Source organism: Kribbella sp. NPDC051137, assembly GCF_040682535.1.
Classification (GTDB): domain Bacteria; phylum Actinomycetota; class Actinomycetes; order Propionibacteriales; family Kribbellaceae; genus Kribbella; species Kribbella karoonensis.
This window is the reverse complement of record NZ_JBFBBI010000002.1, coordinates 239267-256131: the sequence shown is the minus strand read 5'-3', so window position 1 is coordinate 256131 and position 16865 is coordinate 239267. Positions and strand designations below refer to the sequence as shown.

The following is a 16865-nucleotide window of genomic DNA, read 5'->3' as shown; positions in this document are numbered from 1 at the left end:
CACCTGTCATGGATCGGATTCGGCAGGTGCGGTTGTCGTCGGTCGTGTTGCCGCTCGAGCAGGCGATCAGCGACGCGAAGGTGCTGACCGGGCGGCAGCGGCCGATGACCGAGGTGGTGTTCCTGTTCGCGGAGATCGCCACCGAGCAGGACCAGCACGGGATCGGCTTCAGCTACTCCAAACGGGCCGGCGGTCCGGCGCAGTACGCGCACGCGAAGGAGATCGCGGGCAACCTGATCGGCGAGGACCCGTCGGACATCGGCAAGGTGTACGACAAGCTGCTCTGGGCCGGCGCGTCCGTCGGGCGCTCTGGTGTCGCGACGCAGGCGATCGCGGCGATCGACATCGCGCTCTGGGACCTGAAGGCGAAGCGCGCCGGTCTCCCACTGGCCAAGTTGCTCGGCGCGCACCGGGACTCGGTGCGCGCCTACAACACCTCCGGCGGGTTCCTGCACGCCCCGATCGACGAGGTACTGGAGAACGCCACCAAGTCGCTCGCCGACGGCATCGGCGGCATCAAGATCAAGGTCGGCCAGCCCGACACCCGGATCGACCTCGAGCGCGTCCGCGCGGTCCGCGAGCACCTCGGCGACGACGTACCGCTGATGGTGGACGCCAACCAGCAGTGGGACCGGCCGACGGCGCTGCGCGTCGGCCGGACCCTGGAGCAGTTCGGGCTGGTGTGGATCGAGGAGCCGCTGGACGCGTACGACGCGGTCGGCCACGCGGAGCTGGCGGACCGGCTGGACACGCCGATCGCGACCGGCGAGATGCTGTCGAGCGTCGGCGAGCACGTCCGGCTGATCGAGGCCCGGGCGGCCGACGTCATCCAGCCGGACGCGCCGCGGATCGGTGGCATCACGCCGTTCCTGAAGCTGGCGACGCTTGCCGACCACAACGGTCTGCAGCTCGCGCCGCACTTCGCGATGGAGATCCACCTGCACCTGGCCGCGGCGTACCCGCGGGAGCCCTGGGTGGAGCACTTCGAGTGGCTGAATCCCTTGTTCAACGAGCGTCTGGAGACGGTCGACGGCCGGATGCTTGTCCCGGACCGCCCCGGCCTCGGCTTCACCACCAGCGAGCAGTACGCGCGCTGGACGGTCGACAGCTGCGAGTTCACGTGACGGGGCTCGCGTACCAGCTCGTCGAGGACCTGAAGCAGCGGATCCTCAACGGTGAGATCGCGCCCGGCGAGAAGTTGCCCGGCGAGAACAGCCTGGTCGAGGAGTTCGGGGTCAGCCGGACCGTCGTCCGGGAGGCGGTGTCGCGGCTGCAGGCGGCCGGGCTGGTGGAGACGTTCCAGGGCCGCGGCTCGTTCGTCCTCGAGGTTCCGGACCGTACGCCGGGACTGCGCGCGGTCCGCTCGCACCGCGACGTGCTGGACCTGATGGACTTCCGGATCGGCGTCGAGAGCGAAGCGGCCGGGCTGGCCGCGGCCCGGCGTACCGCCCATCAGTTGCAGGGGATCGAGCGCGCACTGGACGACTTCCGGCGCGTGGGCGACGACCCGGGCCGATCGGTGCAGGCCGACTTCGCGTTCCACCTGAAGGTTGCCGTTGCTTCCGGCAACCGGTTCTACGGCGACCTGATCGGTGAGCTCGGCCCGATGATGATCATGCTGCCGAGGACCCGGCTGGACCCGGCGTACGAGATGGACGACCCGGACCACCTGACCCGCGTCGTCCACGAACACGAGAACATCCACGCCGCGATCGCCCGGTCCGATCCCGAGGCGGCCCGGGCGGCGGCGCGGGTGCACCTGGCGAACACCCGCGAGCGCCTCACCAGCGGGCGGTATTCGGGCTGAACCCCGGGACGACGGTCCGCATGTACGTCGTGTCGTCGCGCTTGCGGATCCCGCAGTCGAGGTACTGCTGGTGCAACGTGCCGAGCGCGTCCTCGTCGAGTTCGACCCCGAGGCCCGGGCCGCGCGGGACCTGGACGCTGCCGTCCTCGAAGGCGAGGACGCCGGGTTTGATCACGTCCTCCGTCTTCCACGGGTAGTGGGTGTCGCACGCGTAAGTGAGGTTCGGGGTGGCGGCGGCCAGATGGGTCATCGCGGCGAGGCTGATGCCGAGGTGTGAGTTCGAGTGCATCGACAGGCCCAGGCCGAACGTGTCGCAGATCCCGGCCAGCAGCTGTGAACGCCGCAGACCGCCCCAGTAGTGGTGGTCCGAGAGGACGACCTGGACGGCGTCGGTGAGGACGGCGGGCTTGAGGTGGTCGAAGGCGATCACGCACATGTTGGTCGCCAGCGGGATGTCCGTCTGCCGCGCGACTGCCGCCATCCCCTCGATCGTCGGCGTCGGATCCTCGAGGTACTCGATCACACCTTCCAGCTCACGCGAGACCTTGACCGACGTGTCGACGGTCCACGCACAGTTCGGATCGATCCGCAGCTTGTGCCCGGGGAACGCGGCCGCCAACGCACGCACGGCTTCCACCTCATCGGCCGGTGGGAACACACCGCCCTTCAACTTGATCGCCGAGAACCCGTACTCCTCGATCATCTTCCGGGCCTGCCGCACGATCCCGTCCGGGTCGAGAGCTTCGCCCCACTCATCGGCATCACCGCCCGGATGAGCAGCCCACTTGTAGAACAAGTACGCGCTGAACGGCACCGTCTCACGGACCGCACCGCCGAGCAGATCCACCACCGGCCGACCCAGAGCCTTGCCCTGGATGTCGAGCAGCGCGACCTCGTACGGCGACAACACCACGTCGGCCGGATCCTGCAGATTGAGCATGCCGCCCACCTGCGCACCACCAGCTGTCAGTACGTCGCGCACACGTCGGCGTAATCCGTTGAGATCGAACACATCCAGCCCGGGCAGGACGTCGGCGACCGCCTTCAACCGCTCCAGATGATCGTCCGCCGCATACGTCTCGCCCAGGCCGACCAGGCCGTCATCCGTGTGCAGCTGGACGATCGTGCGGAGGGCGTACGGCTCGTGGACGCCGACGACGTTCAGCAATGGCGGGTCCGCGAACGCGACCGGAGTGAGCTCGACCCGGGAGATACGCGTCATACCAGTTCCTTCCGCTTCGTCAGCCGCCGTAGGCCGGGAAGGGCGAGGACGACGACGAGGACCGCGAGTACGGTGCCGGAGATCGGGCGGGTGAAGAAGCCGGCCGGGTTGCCGCCGAAGATCAGCAGGGACTGCCGGACGGCGGTCTCCATCACGCTGCCGAGCACGAATGCCAGCACCAGCGGCCCGGGCTCGAACCCGAACTTCTTCATCAGGTACCCGAGCACGCCGAAGACGATCACGAGGAAGATGTCGAACACCTGGTTCGCCACCGTGTACACGCCGAGCAGCGTGATCAGCACCGTGATCGGTGCCAGGACGGCGGGCCGGACCTTGAGGATCTTCACGAACAACCCGACCAGCGGGATGCTCATGATCAGCAGCAGGATGTTGCCGATGTACATCGAGTTGATCACGCCCCAGAACAGGTCCGGGTGCTCGGACACCAGCTGCGGCCCGGGCGGGATGCCCTGGATCAGCAGGGCGCCGAACATCAGCGCCATCGTCGCGTTCGCCGGGATGCCGAGCGTCAGCAGCGGGATGAACGACGAGGTCGCGGCCGCGTTGTTCGCGGTCTCGGGCGCCGCGACACCCTCGACCGCGCCGCGTCCGAACCGCTCCGGATGCTTGGCCCGCCGCTTCTCGACGGCGTACGCGACCAGCGACGACAGCGTCGCGCCGCCGCCGGGCAGCACTCCGAGCACGAAGCCGATCACCGAGCCGCGCCCGATCGCACCGCGGGCTTGCCGCAGGTCGGACCGCGACGGCCAGGCGTTCGCGACCGCGACCGGCTGCTGCTGCTTGTGGTGCCGCTCCTCCAGGTTGTAGAGGATCTCGCCGAGCCCGAACAACCCCATCGCGATCGGCACGAAGTCGATGCCGTCGGCAAGGTTCAGGCTGTCGAACGTGAACCGGCTCGCCCCGGTGAACGTGTCCCGCCCGACCGTTGCCAGCAGCAACCCGAGCCCGGCCGCGATCACCGCCTTCAGCCGGCCGCCGTTCCCGACCGTCGCCACCAGCAGTACACCGAACAGCGACAACGCGGCGTACTCCGGCGGACCGAAGTCCAGCGCGACCTTGGCGACCACCGGCGCGAGCAGGGTCAGCCCGACGATCGACACCGTGCCGCCGATGAACGAGCCGATCGCCGCGACGCCCAGCGCCGTACCGGCTCGTCCTTGTCTGGCCAGCGCGAACCCGTCGAAGACCGTCACCACCGAGGACGCCTCGCCGGGCAGCCGGAGCAGGACGGACGTGATCGTGCCGCCGTACTGCGCGCCGTAGAAGATGCCGGCCAGCATGATGATCGCGGACACCGGCTCGACGCCGTACGTGATCGGGAGCAGGATCGCGATCGTCGCGGCCGGGCCGAGGCCGGGCAGGACGCCGATCAGCATGCCGATGACGACACCGATCAGGCAGTACAGCAGGTTCGCCGGCTCCAGTACGACGCCGAAACCGTGGATGAAGCCGCCCATCAGATCAACCTGGGCAACGGGATCTGCAGCAGCAGGACGAACAGGACGTAGAACGCCGCGACCGTGCCGACCGTGATCGCGATCGACGACACCCACGACTCCTTGCCGAGGAAGCGCAGCCACACGAACGTCAGCAACAGCGACGGGATCTCGAAGCCGATCACCGGCAACAACGCCGCGAAGACGACCAGCGACAGCACGGCGACCGCGGTCAGCACGCTCGCCCGCGTGAACTTCTCGGTGTCGGTACCGTGCCGCCCTACCAGCGCCAGCGCCACTGCCAGCACGGTCACCACCACACTGATCACGAAGGGCCACAGCCCTGGCCCGGGGTGGGTCAGCCGGCCGAGGCCGAGGGCGAGCGATCCGATCAGCCCGCCTACTCCGACGACACCCGCCGCGATCGCCGCTCCCAGCTGGGACCACGGCCCGGCGTGCGGCGGCCGATCCTCGGCCAGCTCCTCCAGCAGCGCGTCGCTCACTTCTTCGCCGCCAGCGAGATGCCGTACTGGTCCAGCTGCGCCTTGTACTTCGTCGTGTACTGGTCGAGGATCTTCCGCACCTCGTCCGGCGACACCTCGATCGGCGTCAGGCAGTGCGCGTCGTTGAACTTCTTGTAGGCGTCGGTCGCGTACGTCTTCTTCGCCGCGTCGAGGATCTTCGCCTTGACGTCGTCCGGCGTACCCTTCGGCGCGGTCAGGAACCGGTACTGCGAGACCACGACGTCGTACCCCTGCTCCTTGGCCGTCGGAACGTCGGGCAGGAACTTGATCCGCTCGGCGGAGAACACCGCGAGCGGCACCACCTTGTGCGCCTTGATCTGCTCGATCCCGTCGCCGACCTGGATCGTTGCCACGTCGACCTGACTGCCGAGCAGCGCCGTCAGCGCGGGCGCACCGCCGTCGAACGGTACGTCGGTCGCCGGGATGGCGGCCTGCTTGAACGTCAGCGCGGACGCGAGCTGCGCGCCGGTCCCGACACCGGTCGTGCCGTACTTGATGTTCTTGCCGGCCTCCTTCAGGTCCGCGATCGACTTGTAGCCGGAGCCGACCGGCGCGATCAGCACGTAGTCGTCCTGCGAGATCCCGCCGAGCAGGTCGAAGTCGTCGAGCTTCACGACCTCGTTCGGGGACACGGCCAGCGGCGTGATCGTGAACAGCGACGCGTTCTGGACGGCGATCTTGTAGCCGTCGGGCTTGGCTGCCTGCAGCTCCTTCGCGTTCAGCGCGCCGTTCGCACCGGGTTTGTTGATCACCGGCACCGAGACGCCGAGGTCCTTGCCGATGCCCTCGGCCAGCGCCCGGGTGATCAGGTCGGTGCTCCCGCCGGGGGACGCGCCGACGCTCATCTGGATGTTGCCGGTCGGGAAGTCACCTTTGCCGCCGGTGGAGGTCGTCTTGACCCCACCGCAGCCTGCCAGCAACCCTGCCAGCAACACGGAAGCACTGACCGCCGTCACCAGGATGCGGCGGTTGAACTTGTTGGACACCATCGGTTCGTCCTCCTCTTCTGCGCTGCGACAGGGCGCGGATTTGCGTGAGCGTAGGGAGGGCTGTTCATGCGTGTCCAAGCCCGATGTGGCATCGAGTGATACCTTTCCGGCATCATGTTTTCGCTCGACCAGTTGAGTGCGTTCGTCGCGGTCGCCGAGGAGTTGCACTTCGGCCGGGCCGCCGAGCGGCTCAGCATGACGCAGCCGCCGTTGAGCCGGCAGGTGCAGAAACTCGAGCGAGCGGTCGGCGCCCGGCTACTCGAACGCGACAACCGGAAGGTCGAGCTGACCGAGGCCGGACAGGCCTTCCTGGTCGAGGCGCGCCGGCTGCTGGCGCTGGTGGAGACGGCGGGCGACCTGGCCCGCCGGGTCGACCAGGGCGCGGCCGGGACACTGCGGCTCGGGTTCACCGCGACGTCCGCGATCCGTACGCTCGGGCCGTTGCTGCGCCGGTTGTCCGAGGAGTTGCCGGACGTGGACGTGATCCTGCATGAGCGGGTCACCCCGGCCCAGGTCGCCGGGCTGCTGCGCGGCGAGCTGGATCTCGGACTCGGGCGGCCGCCGTTCGACCTCGACGTACTGGACACCCGGATCGTGTTCCGGGAGCCGCTGTGTGCCGTTGTCCCCGGCAACCATCGGCTCGGGTCGCTCGGCCGGCCGCTGACCGCCGCGGATTTCGCCGGCGAACAGGTGATCAGCTACTCGCCGACCCAGGCCCGGTACTTCCACGAGCTGACCGTCCGGTTCCTCGCCGACTCGCATCCGCGGATCGAGCAGCGGGTGCAGCAGATCCTCACCGTGATCCTGCTGGTCGCGGCCGGGCGAGGCGTCGCGCTGGTCCCGGCGTCGGCGCGGCACCTCGGCGTCGAGGGTGTCACGTACTGCGACCTGGACGGCCCCGGCGACCTCGTCGAACTGCACGCGATCTGGCGGCGGGACGCGACCAGCCCGGTACTGCAGCGCGTCCTCTCGATGCTCTCAGAGCATCACTAGATCCAAAAACGATCTTGGACAGGTATCCACCGGCGTTCCTACGCTGACCTGCGTGACCCACTACTCCCCCGCCGAGCTGGCGACCCAGCTGAAGACCGGGCTGCTCTCGTTCCCCGTCACCGCCTTCCAGGACGACCTCAGCTTCCACGAGGCGGCGTACCGCGAACATCTGGCCTGGTTGAGCCAGTACGACGTCGCGGGACTGTTCGCGGCCGGCGGTACCGGCGAGGGGTTCTCGCTGACACCGGGCGAGATCGACACCGTCGTACGGACGGCCGTCTCGGAGATCGGCGGACGGGTGCCGGTGATCGCGCCCGCGACCGGCGGGACCGCGGCGGCGATCGAGGGCGCGCGGGCGGCGGAGGCGGCGGGCGCGGACGGGATCCTGTTGTTCCCGCCGTACCTGACGGAGGCCGGGCAGCGTGGTTTGATCGAGCACGTGTCGGCGGTGTGTCGCAGTACCGGACTCGGGGTCACGGTCTACAGCCGGGCGAACGCGATCCTCACCGACGTGACGGTCGCCGAGCTCGCGGACCGGAACCCGAACCTGGTCTGTCTCAAGGACGGTGTCGGGAACGTCGAGCAGATGACCCGCACCTACGCGCTGGTGGGCGAGCGGCTCACGTACGTCGGCGGGCTGCCGACCGCGGAGACGTTCGCGCTGCCGCTGCTGCAACTCGGGTACAGCACGTACTCGTCGGCGATCTTCAACTTCGTGCCGGAGTTCGCGCTCGGGTTCTACGCGGACGTGCTGGCACAGGACCGCGACGCGGTGTACCGGAAGCTGCGGGAGTTCGTGCTGCCGTACCTCGACATCCGCGATCGGACCAAGGGGTACGCCGTGTCGATCGTGAAGGCCGGGGTGAACGCGATCGGGCGGAACGCGGGACCGGTCCGGCCGCCGCTGCAGGACCTCACCGCGGACGAGGTCGCGTCGCTGACCGCGCTGATCGAGAAGGTGAAATGACGCCGACCGTGGTGTCCGTCGAGGTCGTGCCGGTGGCCGGGCACGACAGCATGCTGCTGAATCTGAGTGGCGCGCACGGCCCGTTCTTCACCCGCAATGTCGTGATCGTGACGGACAGCTCGGGCAACACCGGCCTCGGCGAGGTCCCGGGCGGCGAGAAGATCGCGGGCACGATCCGCGCCGCCGCAGACCAGCTGATCGGCCGCTCCCTGGCTGGGTACCGCGGCTTGCTCCACACCATTTCCAAGACGTTCGAAGGCCTCGACAGCGGTGGGCGCGGAGTACAGACCTTCGACCTCCGCACGACAGTTCATGCGGTGACCGGGTTGGAGTCGGCGCTGCTCGATCTCCTGGGGCAGCACCTCGACGTACCAGTTGCCGAATTGCTCGGTGAAGGACAGCAACGCACCGCGGTCCCAGTACTCGGTTACTTGTTCTACGTGGGGGATGCTGCGCGGACGGATCTGCCCTACCAGGCCGGCGGGGACGGTTGGGACGGCGTGCGGCGGCGGCCGGTGCTGACGGCCGACGCGGTGGTGGAGCTGGCGGTGGCGGCGCAGGAGCGGTACGGATTCGCCGACTTCAAGTTGAAGGGCGGCGTGTTCGACCCGCACGTGGAGATCGACGCCGTACGGGCGTTGCACGAGCGGTTCCCGGACGCCCGGATCACCGTGGACCCGAACGGGGCGTGGCTGTTGCGGGAGGCAGTCGCGGTGTGTTCGGGGCTCGGCGACGTGCTCGCGTACGTCGAGGATCCGTGCGGCGCCGAGGACAGGTTCTCCGGCCGCGAGACGATGGCCGAGTTCAGACGACGGACCGGCCTCCGGACAGCGACCAACATGATCGCCACCGACTGGCGGGAGCTCGCGCACGCGATCCGCACCGACGCCGTCGACATCCCGCTGGCCGACCCGCACTTCTGGACGATGGCCGGATCGGTGCGCGTCGCCCAGCTGTGCAACGACTTCGGGCTGACCTGGGGCTCGCACTCCAACAACCACTTCGACATCTCACTGGCCATGTTCACGCACGTCGGCGCGGCGGCGCCGGGTGAGATCACCGCGCTGGACACGCACTGGATCTGGCAGGACGGCCAGGCGCTGACCAAGCAGCCGTTGCGGATCGCCGGCGGCGAGATCGCCGTACCGACGGCTCCCGGCCTCGGCGTCGAGCTCGACCGGGACGCCCTCGCCGCGGCGCACGAGCTGTACCTGGAGCACGGCCTCGGCGCGCGGAACGACGCGATCGCGATGCAGTACCTGATCGAGGACTGGGAGTTCGACCCGAAGCGGCCTTGTATGGTGCGGTGATGAAGGTCTACTTGTCCACCGACATGGAAGGTACGGCGGGCGTCGTCGACTGGAGTCAGGCGCGCGGGCCGGCCACCGAGTACGAGTACTACCGCGGCCAACTGCAGGCCGAGGTGAACGCCGCGATCGACGGCGCGCGGGCGGCGGGCGGGACCGAGTTCCTGGTCAACGACTCGCACTCGACCATGCAGAACCTCCGCCCGGACGAGCTGCACGGCCGCGCGAGCTACCTGTCCGGCAAGCACAAGCCGCTGTACATGATGCAGGGCCTGGACGACTCGTTCGACGCGATCTTCTTCGTGTCGTACCACGGTTCGGCCGGGTCGACCGGCTCGGTCCTGCACCACACGTACAACCCGCGCGCGATCGCCGAGGTCCGGCTGAACGGCGCTATCACCGGTGAGGCCGGGATCAACGCGCTGGTCGCGCTCGCCCATCAGGTGCCCGTGGTGCTGATCTCCGGCGACCGGACCACGATCGACGAGGCGCAGCCGTTCTGCCCGGACATCGAGTCGGTGGTGGTGAAGGACTCGATCTCGCACAACGCCGCGCTGTCCGTGCATCCGGAGCGGGCGCGGGAGCTGATCCACGACGGGGCGCGGCGCGCGCTCGCCCGGCTGAGCGACATCCGGCCGCCGAGCATCACGCTGCCGGCCGAGCTGACCGTCCGGTTCCACAGCCGCGCGTTCGCCGAGCTGGCCTGCGCGTTGCGCGGCGTGGAGCGCCGCGAAGACAAGGTGGTTGCCCTGCGCAACGATGATCCGCTGGAGCTCTACCGGACGTTCATCGCAACGGTCTTCCTGAGCCGCGGGGTGAGCGAGTAGGTTCATGGTCTCCACCTGAAAGCTAGGAGCCGGAATGCGTTGGCAGAAGCCGCTGGCCGCAGTAGTCGTCCTGACCGCCCTCACCACGAGCCTGACCGCCTCGGCTACCTCCGCGGATGGTGGAGCGTGTTCGCCGGACGCGACGTTCCTCGGGTTCAGCGACGCGCTCGACAAGACGACGTACGACGGGCAGCCGGTCGCGGGGCTGTCGGCCCTGAACCTGACCTCGCCGCACCGCGCCGTCGCGCTGGTCGACAACGTCGGGACCACGCCGGCCCGGGTGTTCGACCTGCGCGTGAACAGCAGGCCGACATCGGTGAGCGTCGACGGGATGACGATCCTACGGCGCCCCGACGGCACGCCGTACAACGGCGGCGACTTCGACGGTGAAGGCCTGGTCGTCGAGCGGGGCGACCGGACGATCCTCGCGACGTCGGAGCGGGAGCCGTCGATCCGGCGGTTCCGGCTGTCGGACGGCAAGCAGCTCGCTTCGTTGCCGGTGCCGGCCAGGTTCCAGGTCGCACCGGCCGGCGAGGCGCCGAACAACGCGACGTTCGAGTCGCTCGCGGTCAGCCGCGACGGCCTCTCGCTGTACGCCGGGATGGAAGGACCGCTCGCCTCCGACGGGACCGACGCCGACGGCAGCACGCGGAACCGGATCATCCGGTACGCCGGCCTGCCGGGGCACGCGTACCGGCCGGTCGCGCAGTACGCGTACAAGCCGGATCCGGGGCTCGCGCTCGACGACATGGGCTGGGTCGGCCCGACCGAGCTGATCACGATGGAGCGCACGTACACGCCTGGGGTCGGAAACACGATCCGGGTCTTCACGGTGTCGCTGCGGCGGGCGACCGACGTGACCGCGCAGGCTTCGTTGGCCGATGCACCCTCGTCGGTCTTCCTGCAGAAGAAGCTGCTGTTCGACCTGGGCAAGTGCCCGCCGTCCGGCGCCGTCGCCAAGCAGCCGCAGCCGAACCCGCTGCTCGACAACGTCGAGGCCCTCGCCCTCGGTGGCTACCTGCCCGGCGGCCGCCGCCAGCTGTACCTGCTCTCGGACGACAACAACGGCGCCACCCAGATCACCCGCTTCTACTCGCTGGCCGTGAACCTCGGCTGAGGCGCGGTGGCGTGATGGCCGCAGACGCGTAACACTGTGTGAATGCGCGTGATCGTGGTGGGTGCGGGCGTGATCGGGTTGAGCTGTGCCATCCGGCTCGCCGAGGGCGGGTACGACGTGGCCGTGTTCGCCCGGGATCTGCCCCTGGAGACGACCTCGTCGGTGGCGGCCGCGATCTGGTACCCGTACCTGTCGGCGCCGGCCGACCGGGTGGCCGGCTGGTCGCGGGCGACGTACGAGGAGTTCGCCAAGCTCGCGGAGAGCGAGCCGTCCGTGGAGCTGAGGCACGGGCGGGAGTTCCTGGTGCGGCCGATGCCGGATCCGCCGTGGGCCGACGTACTGCCGGATGTCACCCGGGTCGCGTCGCCGCCGGCCGGGTTCGTGGACGGCTGGGCGTTCACGGTGCCGGTGATCGACATGCCGGCGTACCTGCCCTCGCTGGTGAAACGGCTCGAGGCCGCGGGTGGGACGCTCACCCGCGCGGCCCTGTCCGCGTTGCCGACCGGCGCCGACCTGGTGGTGAACTGCACCGGCCTCGGCGGCCGGCTGACCGCGAGCGACCCGACCGTGACACCGGTCCGCGGCCAGGTCCTGACCGTCGAGCCGTGCGGCCTGACCGAATGGCTGCTCGCGGACCGGTCCCAGGACGAGCTGACGTACGTCGTCCCGCGCCGGAACGACGTCGTTGTCGGCGGCACCAGTCAGCCCGGCGACTGGAACCTCGCCGTCGACCCGCAAACCACCAAGGACATCCTCGACCGGGCCGCTGAACTGGTCCCCCAGCTCCGGAACGCGAAGATCATCCGGCAACGCGTCGGCCTCCGCCCTGCTCGGCCCGCGATCCGTTGCGAGCTCGTTCGCACCCGCGCGGGCGAGCCGGTCGTGCACTGCTACGGACACGGCGGCTCCGGGGTGACGCTCTCGTGGGGCTGCGCCGACGAGGTCCTGGAACTTGTCCGCAGCATCTGACCACCTGGTCATCCTCGACGGCGGCCTGTCGAACGCCCTGGAGGACCGCGGCCACGACCTGTCCGACGCGCTGTGGTCCGCCCGGTTGCTGCGCGACGCCCCCGCGGAGATCGCCGCGGTCCATCGCGCGTACTACGAGGCCGGTGCGACGGTCGCCACCACGGCCAGCTACCAGGCCAGCGTCACGGGCTTCGAACGCGCGGGCGTCCCACGCGCCGAGGCCGAACGGCTGATCACGAGCAGCGTCCGAATCGCACGGGACGTCCGCGACGAGTTCGACGACCGGCCCGCCGCCGCACCCGGCACGCGGCGGCTGGTGGCCGCGTCCGTCGGCCCGTACGGCGCGATGCTCGCGGACGGATCCGAGTATCGCGGGAGGTACGGCGTGAGCAGACAGGTGCTCCGCAACTTCCACGGCCCACGTCTCGACCTGCTGGTCAGCGCCCAGCCCGATCTGCTCGCGATCGAAACCATCCCCGACACCCAGGAAGCCGAGGTCCTGGTCGAGCTGCTCGCCGAGATCGACTTCCCCGCGTGGTTCTGCTACTCGATCGACGGCCTGCGCACCCGAGCCGGCCAACCACTCACCGACGCCTTCGCCATCCCCACCATCGACCAGGTGATTGCTGTCGGCATCAACTGCTGCAAGCCTGCCGACGTTCAAGCCGCCGTCGAGACCGCCGTGGCGATCACCGGCAAACCGGCCGTCGCATACCCCAACCACGGCGAAACCTGGGATGCGGTCGCACGGCGCTGGGCCGGAACCGGCGCCGCCCCCGCGGCCTTCGCGCCCGGCTGGATCGAGGCGGGCGCGTCGTACGTGGGCGGCTGCTGCCGCGTCGGCCCTGACGACATCCGGCAGCTGTCACATCTTTGCGGAACATAATTGCCTCATGTGTCAAATGCCGATCACTTGGCAGAGGAGGTCCAGGGCGCCGGGGTAGGCGTGGTCGGGCGGGGTGCCGTAGCCGACGATCACTGCTTGGCGGGTGGTGGGGGTGGGGTTGACGTGGTACGTCGCGAGGCTGGCGAGGCCGAGGCCCTGGCGGGCGGCTCGGGTGACGATGTCCTCGGCGTCGCCCGGCACGTCGAGCAGTACGTGCAGGCCGGCGGAGATGCCGGCGACCTCGACGCCGGGGGCGCGGACGGCGAGTAGTTCGACGAGGCGGTCGCGGCGGCGGCGGTAGTGCAGGCGGGACCGGCGGACGTGGCGGTCGTAGTGGCCGGAGGCAATGAATTCGGCCAGGACCAGTTGATCGAGGGTCGCGGTCTGGTAGTCGGCGGTCCGTTTAACGGCGACCACCGGCTCGATCAGCCGCTGCGGCAACACCATCCACGCGAGCCGCAGCCCGGGCGCGAGGCTCTTACTGGCCGTACCCGTGTAGACGACCCGCTCCGGATCCAGCGCCTGCAACGCGCCGACCGACTGCCGGTCGTACCGGAACTCGCCGTCGTAGTCGTCCTCGAGCAGCACCGCCCCGGACTCCCGCGCCCATTCGACCGCCGCCGTACGGCGTTCCGGCGCGAGCGGCACGCCGGTCGGCATCTGGTGCGCCGGCGTCAACAGCACCCCCTGCCCGGTCAACGCGGACGTCTGCGCCCCCAGCGCATCCACCGGTACGCCGGCCACCGACAGCCCGCGCGCCCGGATCACGTCCCGGTGCAGCCCGTACCCGAACTCCTCGACCGCGATCGTGCTCCCGCCGAGGTTCTTGATCGCCTCGCTCAGCAGGCTCAGCGCCTGCACGTACCCGGAGCAGATCAGGATCCGCTCGGGGTCGGCCCGGACGCCGCGTGCCCTGGCGAGGTAGTCGGCGAGTACCCGCCGCAGCTCGATCCGGCCGCGCGGGTCGCCCAGCCCGAACGCCTCGTTCGGCGCCGCGGTCAGCGCCTTCCGGGCCGCGGTCAGCCATTCGGCTCGCGGGAACGTCGCCACGTCCGGAGCGCCGGGTGTCAGGTCGTACCGGAAGATACGGGCCTCCGGCAACGACACCGACGGCGCCGGCGGTACCGCGGCCCGGTTCGCGACGACCGTCCCGGACCCCTGCCGTGCGGTCAGCCAGCCCTCCGCGACCAGCTGCCCGTAGGCGTCCGCGACCGTGTTCCGGGCGATCCCGAGGTCCTTCGCGAGCGACCGCGACGACGGCAACCGCGTCCCGGCCGCCAGCCGCCCGCTCCGGATCGAGTCGTGCAACGCCCGTACCAGGTCTCCGCGCCCGCGTGCGGCGGTCAGCTCCAGATGCAGGTCGGCCCCCGAATCCTCCATGGCACGGGACCCTACAACGGTCAGTCGCGGCGCGGCAGCAGCGCACTGACCAGCGCAATCCCCGGTCCCAGCGCGGCCGCGACCAGGAACACCCGGTCGTACCCGCCGGCCCCGACCGTGGTCAGGACCGCCAGCCCGACCGAGCTGCCGACCTGACTCGCGGTGTTGGCCAGTCCACCGACGATGCCCGCGTCGGCCGGGTCCACGCCGGTCGTCACGGTCGCCATCAGTGTCGGGAACATCAGCCCGATCCCGGCCGCGACCAGCAGCATCGGCGGCAGTACGCCGCCGAGGTACCCGCCGGCCTGCGACAACCACCCGAACCCGGCCAGGAAGAGTACGGCGCCGCCGCCGATCAACGCCCGTACGCCGACCCGCGGCAACAGCGCCGATGCCACCCGAGCGACCAGCACGAACGCGACCGCTGCCGGCGTCTGCCCGAGCCCCGCGCGGAGCGCGCTGTACCCGAGCACGTTCTGCAGATACAGGGACGTGAAGTACCACATCGCGATCGCGATCCCGCCGAAGAGCAGCAACATCGCCGTACCGACCGCCACCCGCCGGCTGCGGAACAACCGCAACGGCAGCATCGGCTGTACGGCGACCCGCGCCTCGACCACGACGAAGAGGACCAGCACCACGACGCCCGCGGTCACCGGCAGGGCCACCCGCGCCGAGGTCCAGGCGTGGCCCCCGCTCTGCATGACACCGTAGATCGCCGCCGCCAACCCGCCGGTCGCTGCCAGAGCACCGGCAAGGTCCAGCGACTCACGCCGTACCAGCCGGACGACGGGCAACGACACCAGAGCGGCGGTGATCAGTGCGAGGCCGATCGGCACGTTGATCAGGAAGACCCAGCGCCAGGACAACCCGGTCGTGATCGCCCCGCCCGCCAACGCACCTGCCATCCCTCCGACACCGCCTGCAGCGGACCAGGCACCGAAAGCACGGGCCCGTTCGTGCGGTTCGGTGAAGGTCGTGTTGAGTACGGCGAGGGTCGCGGGGGCGAGCAGCGACGCTCCGACGCCCTGCACGATCCGCGCCGTGACCAGCACCGTCGGCGTACCGGCGAGCCCGGCCGCGAGGCTCGCCGCGGAGAACAGGACGAGCCCCGCTACCAGCATCGGGCGACGGCCGAGGAGGTCGGCGGCGCGGCCGCCGAGGAGCAGGAACCCGGCGAACGTCAGCAGATATCCGTTCACGACCCAGGCCGGGCCGGTGCCGGTGAACCCGAGGTCGCGCCGGATCGACGGCAGCGCGACGTTCACGATCGAGGCGTCCAGGATCACCATGAACTGGCTGACGCAGATCAGCGCCAGCACCAGGCGACGCGCCATGGTCAGGCCCCCAGGGCCGGGTAGTCGATGTAGCCGCGGTGGTCGCCGCCGAAGAAGGTGGCGCGATCCGGAGCGTTGTACGGGCCGCCGGCGGCGAGGCGCGCCGGGAGGTCCGGATTGGCCAGGAACAGCGCGCCGAAGGCGATCAAGTCCGCCGTACCGTCCTCGATCAGGCCGAGCGCTGCCGGACCGGTCGGCTCCGGAGACGTGTGCGGGTTGAGGATCAGCGTGCCGTCCCACTCCTTGCGGAGCCGGTGCGTGAGGTCGCGGCCGCCCGCGGCCTCCATCACGTGCACGTAGCTCATCCCGAGCGGTGCGAGCCCCGCCAGCAGGGCGACGTACGTGTCCTCCGGGTCGTCCTCGGCCATGTCGTTGACCGGGCTGCCCGGCGAGATCCGGAACCCGAGCTTCCCGGGCCCGACGACGTCCGCCACCGCGGTCGCCACCTCGACGCCGAAGCGGGCCCGGGCCTCGGGCGATCCGCCCCAGGCGTCCGTACGGCGGTTCGTGTTCGGGGCGAGGAACTGGTGGATGAGATACCCGTTCGCGCCGTGCAGTTCGACGCCGTCGAAACCGGCCGTCAGCGCGTTCCGGGCGGCGTCGGCGAAGTCGCCGACGGTCTGCCGGACGCCGTCGTCGCTCAGGGCGCGAGGCGTGACGAAGTCCTTCGGGCCGTCGTGGGTGAAGACCTGTCCGGCGGCGCGCGTCGCCGACGGGGCGACCGGGTGCAGGCCGGCGGGCAACAGGCTCGGGTGCCCGATCCGCCCGGTGTGCAGGAGCTGCGCGTAGATCACGCCACCGGCCTTGTGTACGGCGTCGGTCACCTGACGCCAGGCGGCAACCTGTTCGGCCGAGTGCAGGCCGGGCGTGTCCGGGTAGCCCTGGCCGACCGGCGATGGCTGGGTCCCTTCGGTGACGATCAGGCCGGCCGTCGCGCGTTGCGCGTAGTACTCGGCGGCGAGCGGCGACGGAACCGTGTCGCGGGCGCGACTGCGGGTCATCGGGGACATCACGATGCGGTTGGTCAGCCGTGCCCGGCCGAGCTGATAAGGGTCGAACGCCGTAGGCATGGGGGGTCCTGTT

16 protein-coding genes are annotated in these 16865 nt (G+C 70.1%); 9 read left to right on the top strand and 7 right to left on the bottom strand.

Annotated features, from left to right (window positions below; translation table 11 throughout):
- The first annotated feature begins 8 nt into the window (after positions 1-8).
- Together AB0M51_RS08595 and AB0M51_RS08590 are read left to right on the top strand one after the other, a co-directional pair.
- Positions 9-1124, top strand: coding sequence for a mandelate racemase/muconate lactonizing enzyme family protein (locus AB0M51_RS08595; RefSeq protein WP_344188389.1), 1116 nt, complete (start codon positions 9-11; stop codon positions 1122-1124).
- Complete coding sequence (locus tag AB0M51_RS08590; RefSeq protein ID WP_344188390.1) at positions 1121-1807, top strand: FadR/GntR family transcriptional regulator; 687 nt, start codon at positions 1121-1123, stop codon at positions 1805-1807. Before AB0M51_RS08595 ends, AB0M51_RS08590 begins: the two co-directional genes overlap by 4 nt.
- Here AB0M51_RS08590 and AB0M51_RS08585 read toward each other — a convergent pair.
- From AB0M51_RS08585 to AB0M51_RS08570, 4 genes are read right to left on the bottom strand one after another with little or no spacing between them, the layout of a single operon-like run.
- Positions 1782-3029 carry a glucarate dehydratase family protein gene (locus tag AB0M51_RS08585; RefSeq protein WP_344188391.1) on the bottom strand — a complete coding sequence of 416 codons (1248 nt, stop codon included), beginning with the start codon at positions 3027-3029 and terminating at the stop codon, positions 1782-1784. The two genes, AB0M51_RS08590 and AB0M51_RS08585, sit on opposite strands and share 26 nt — an antisense overlap.
- Positions 3026-4507, bottom strand: coding sequence for a tripartite tricarboxylate transporter permease (locus AB0M51_RS08580; protein WP_344188392.1), 1482 nt, complete (start codon positions 4505-4507; stop codon positions 3026-3028). Before AB0M51_RS08580 ends, AB0M51_RS08585 begins: the two co-directional genes overlap by 4 nt.
- Positions 4507-4989 (bottom strand): tripartite tricarboxylate transporter TctB family protein, encoded by a 483-nt coding sequence (locus AB0M51_RS08575; RefSeq protein WP_344188393.1) that lies wholly within the window; start codon positions 4987-4989, stop codon positions 4507-4509. Before AB0M51_RS08575 ends, AB0M51_RS08580 begins: the two co-directional genes overlap by 1 nt.
- Entirely contained in the window at positions 4986-5999 is a 1014-nt protein-coding gene (locus AB0M51_RS08570) for a tripartite tricarboxylate transporter substrate binding protein (RefSeq protein WP_344188394.1), read from the bottom strand. Before AB0M51_RS08570 ends, AB0M51_RS08575 begins: the two co-directional genes overlap by 4 nt.
- 114 nt (positions 6000-6113) lie before the next feature.
- Here AB0M51_RS08570 and AB0M51_RS08565 point away from each other — a divergent pair, with 114 nt between their 5' ends.
- From AB0M51_RS08565 to mmuM, 7 genes are read left to right on the top strand one after another with little or no spacing between them, the layout of a single operon-like run.
- Positions 6114-6992 (top strand): LysR substrate-binding domain-containing protein, encoded by an 879-nt coding sequence (locus tag AB0M51_RS08565; protein WP_344188395.1) that lies wholly within the window; start codon positions 6114-6116, stop codon positions 6990-6992.
- 52 nt (positions 6993-7044) lie between these two features.
- On the top strand, positions 7045-7959 hold the full coding sequence (gene kdgD / locus AB0M51_RS08560; RefSeq protein ID WP_344188396.1) for a 5-dehydro-4-deoxyglucarate dehydratase: 915 nt from the start codon (positions 7045-7047) through the stop codon (positions 7957-7959).
- Positions 7956-9269 carry an enolase C-terminal domain-like protein gene (locus AB0M51_RS08555; protein WP_344188397.1) on the top strand — a complete coding sequence of 438 codons (1314 nt, stop codon included), beginning with the start codon at positions 7956-7958 and terminating at the stop codon, positions 9267-9269. Before kdgD ends, AB0M51_RS08555 begins: the two co-directional genes overlap by 4 nt.
- Positions 9269-10093 (top strand): M55 family metallopeptidase, encoded by an 825-nt coding sequence (locus AB0M51_RS08550; protein ID WP_344188398.1) that lies wholly within the window; start codon positions 9269-9271, stop codon positions 10091-10093. Before AB0M51_RS08555 ends, AB0M51_RS08550 begins: the two co-directional genes overlap by 1 nt.
- A gap of 34 nt (positions 10094-10127) precedes the next feature.
- The gene (locus AB0M51_RS08545; RefSeq protein ID WP_344188399.1) at positions 10128-11210 is read left to right on the top strand and encodes an esterase-like activity of phytase family protein; all 1083 of its coding nucleotides are present in this window, start codon (positions 10128-10130) and stop codon (positions 11208-11210) included.
- Positions 11211-11252: 42 nt separating this feature from the next.
- A complete protein-coding gene (locus AB0M51_RS08540; protein ID WP_344188400.1) occupies positions 11253-12179 on the top strand; it encodes an FAD-dependent oxidoreductase in 927 nt (308 codons plus the stop codon).
- Positions 12163-13065, top strand: a complete 903-nt coding sequence (gene mmuM / locus AB0M51_RS08535; protein ID WP_344188401.1) for a homocysteine S-methyltransferase — start codon at positions 12163-12165, stop codon at positions 13063-13065. Before AB0M51_RS08540 ends, mmuM begins: the two co-directional genes overlap by 17 nt.
- Before the next feature lie 12 nt (positions 13066-13077).
- Here the strand turns inward: mmuM and AB0M51_RS08530 are convergent, their stop codons facing one another.
- The 3 genes from AB0M51_RS08530 to AB0M51_RS08520 are packed head-to-tail and all read right to left on the bottom strand — an operon-like array spanning position 13078 to position 16852.
- Positions 13078-14445 (bottom strand): PLP-dependent aminotransferase family protein, encoded by a 1368-nt coding sequence (locus AB0M51_RS08530; protein WP_344188402.1) that lies wholly within the window; start codon positions 14443-14445, stop codon positions 13078-13080.
- 20 nt (positions 14446-14465) lie between these two features.
- On the bottom strand, positions 14466-15782 hold the full coding sequence (locus AB0M51_RS08525) for an MFS transporter (protein ID WP_344188403.1): 1317 nt from the start codon (positions 15780-15782) through the stop codon (positions 14466-14468).
- A gap of 2 nt (positions 15783-15784) precedes the next feature.
- Positions 15785-16852, bottom strand: coding sequence for an alkene reductase (locus AB0M51_RS08520; protein WP_344188405.1), 1068 nt, complete (start codon positions 16850-16852; stop codon positions 15785-15787).
- Positions 16853-16865: the final 13 nt, after the last annotated feature.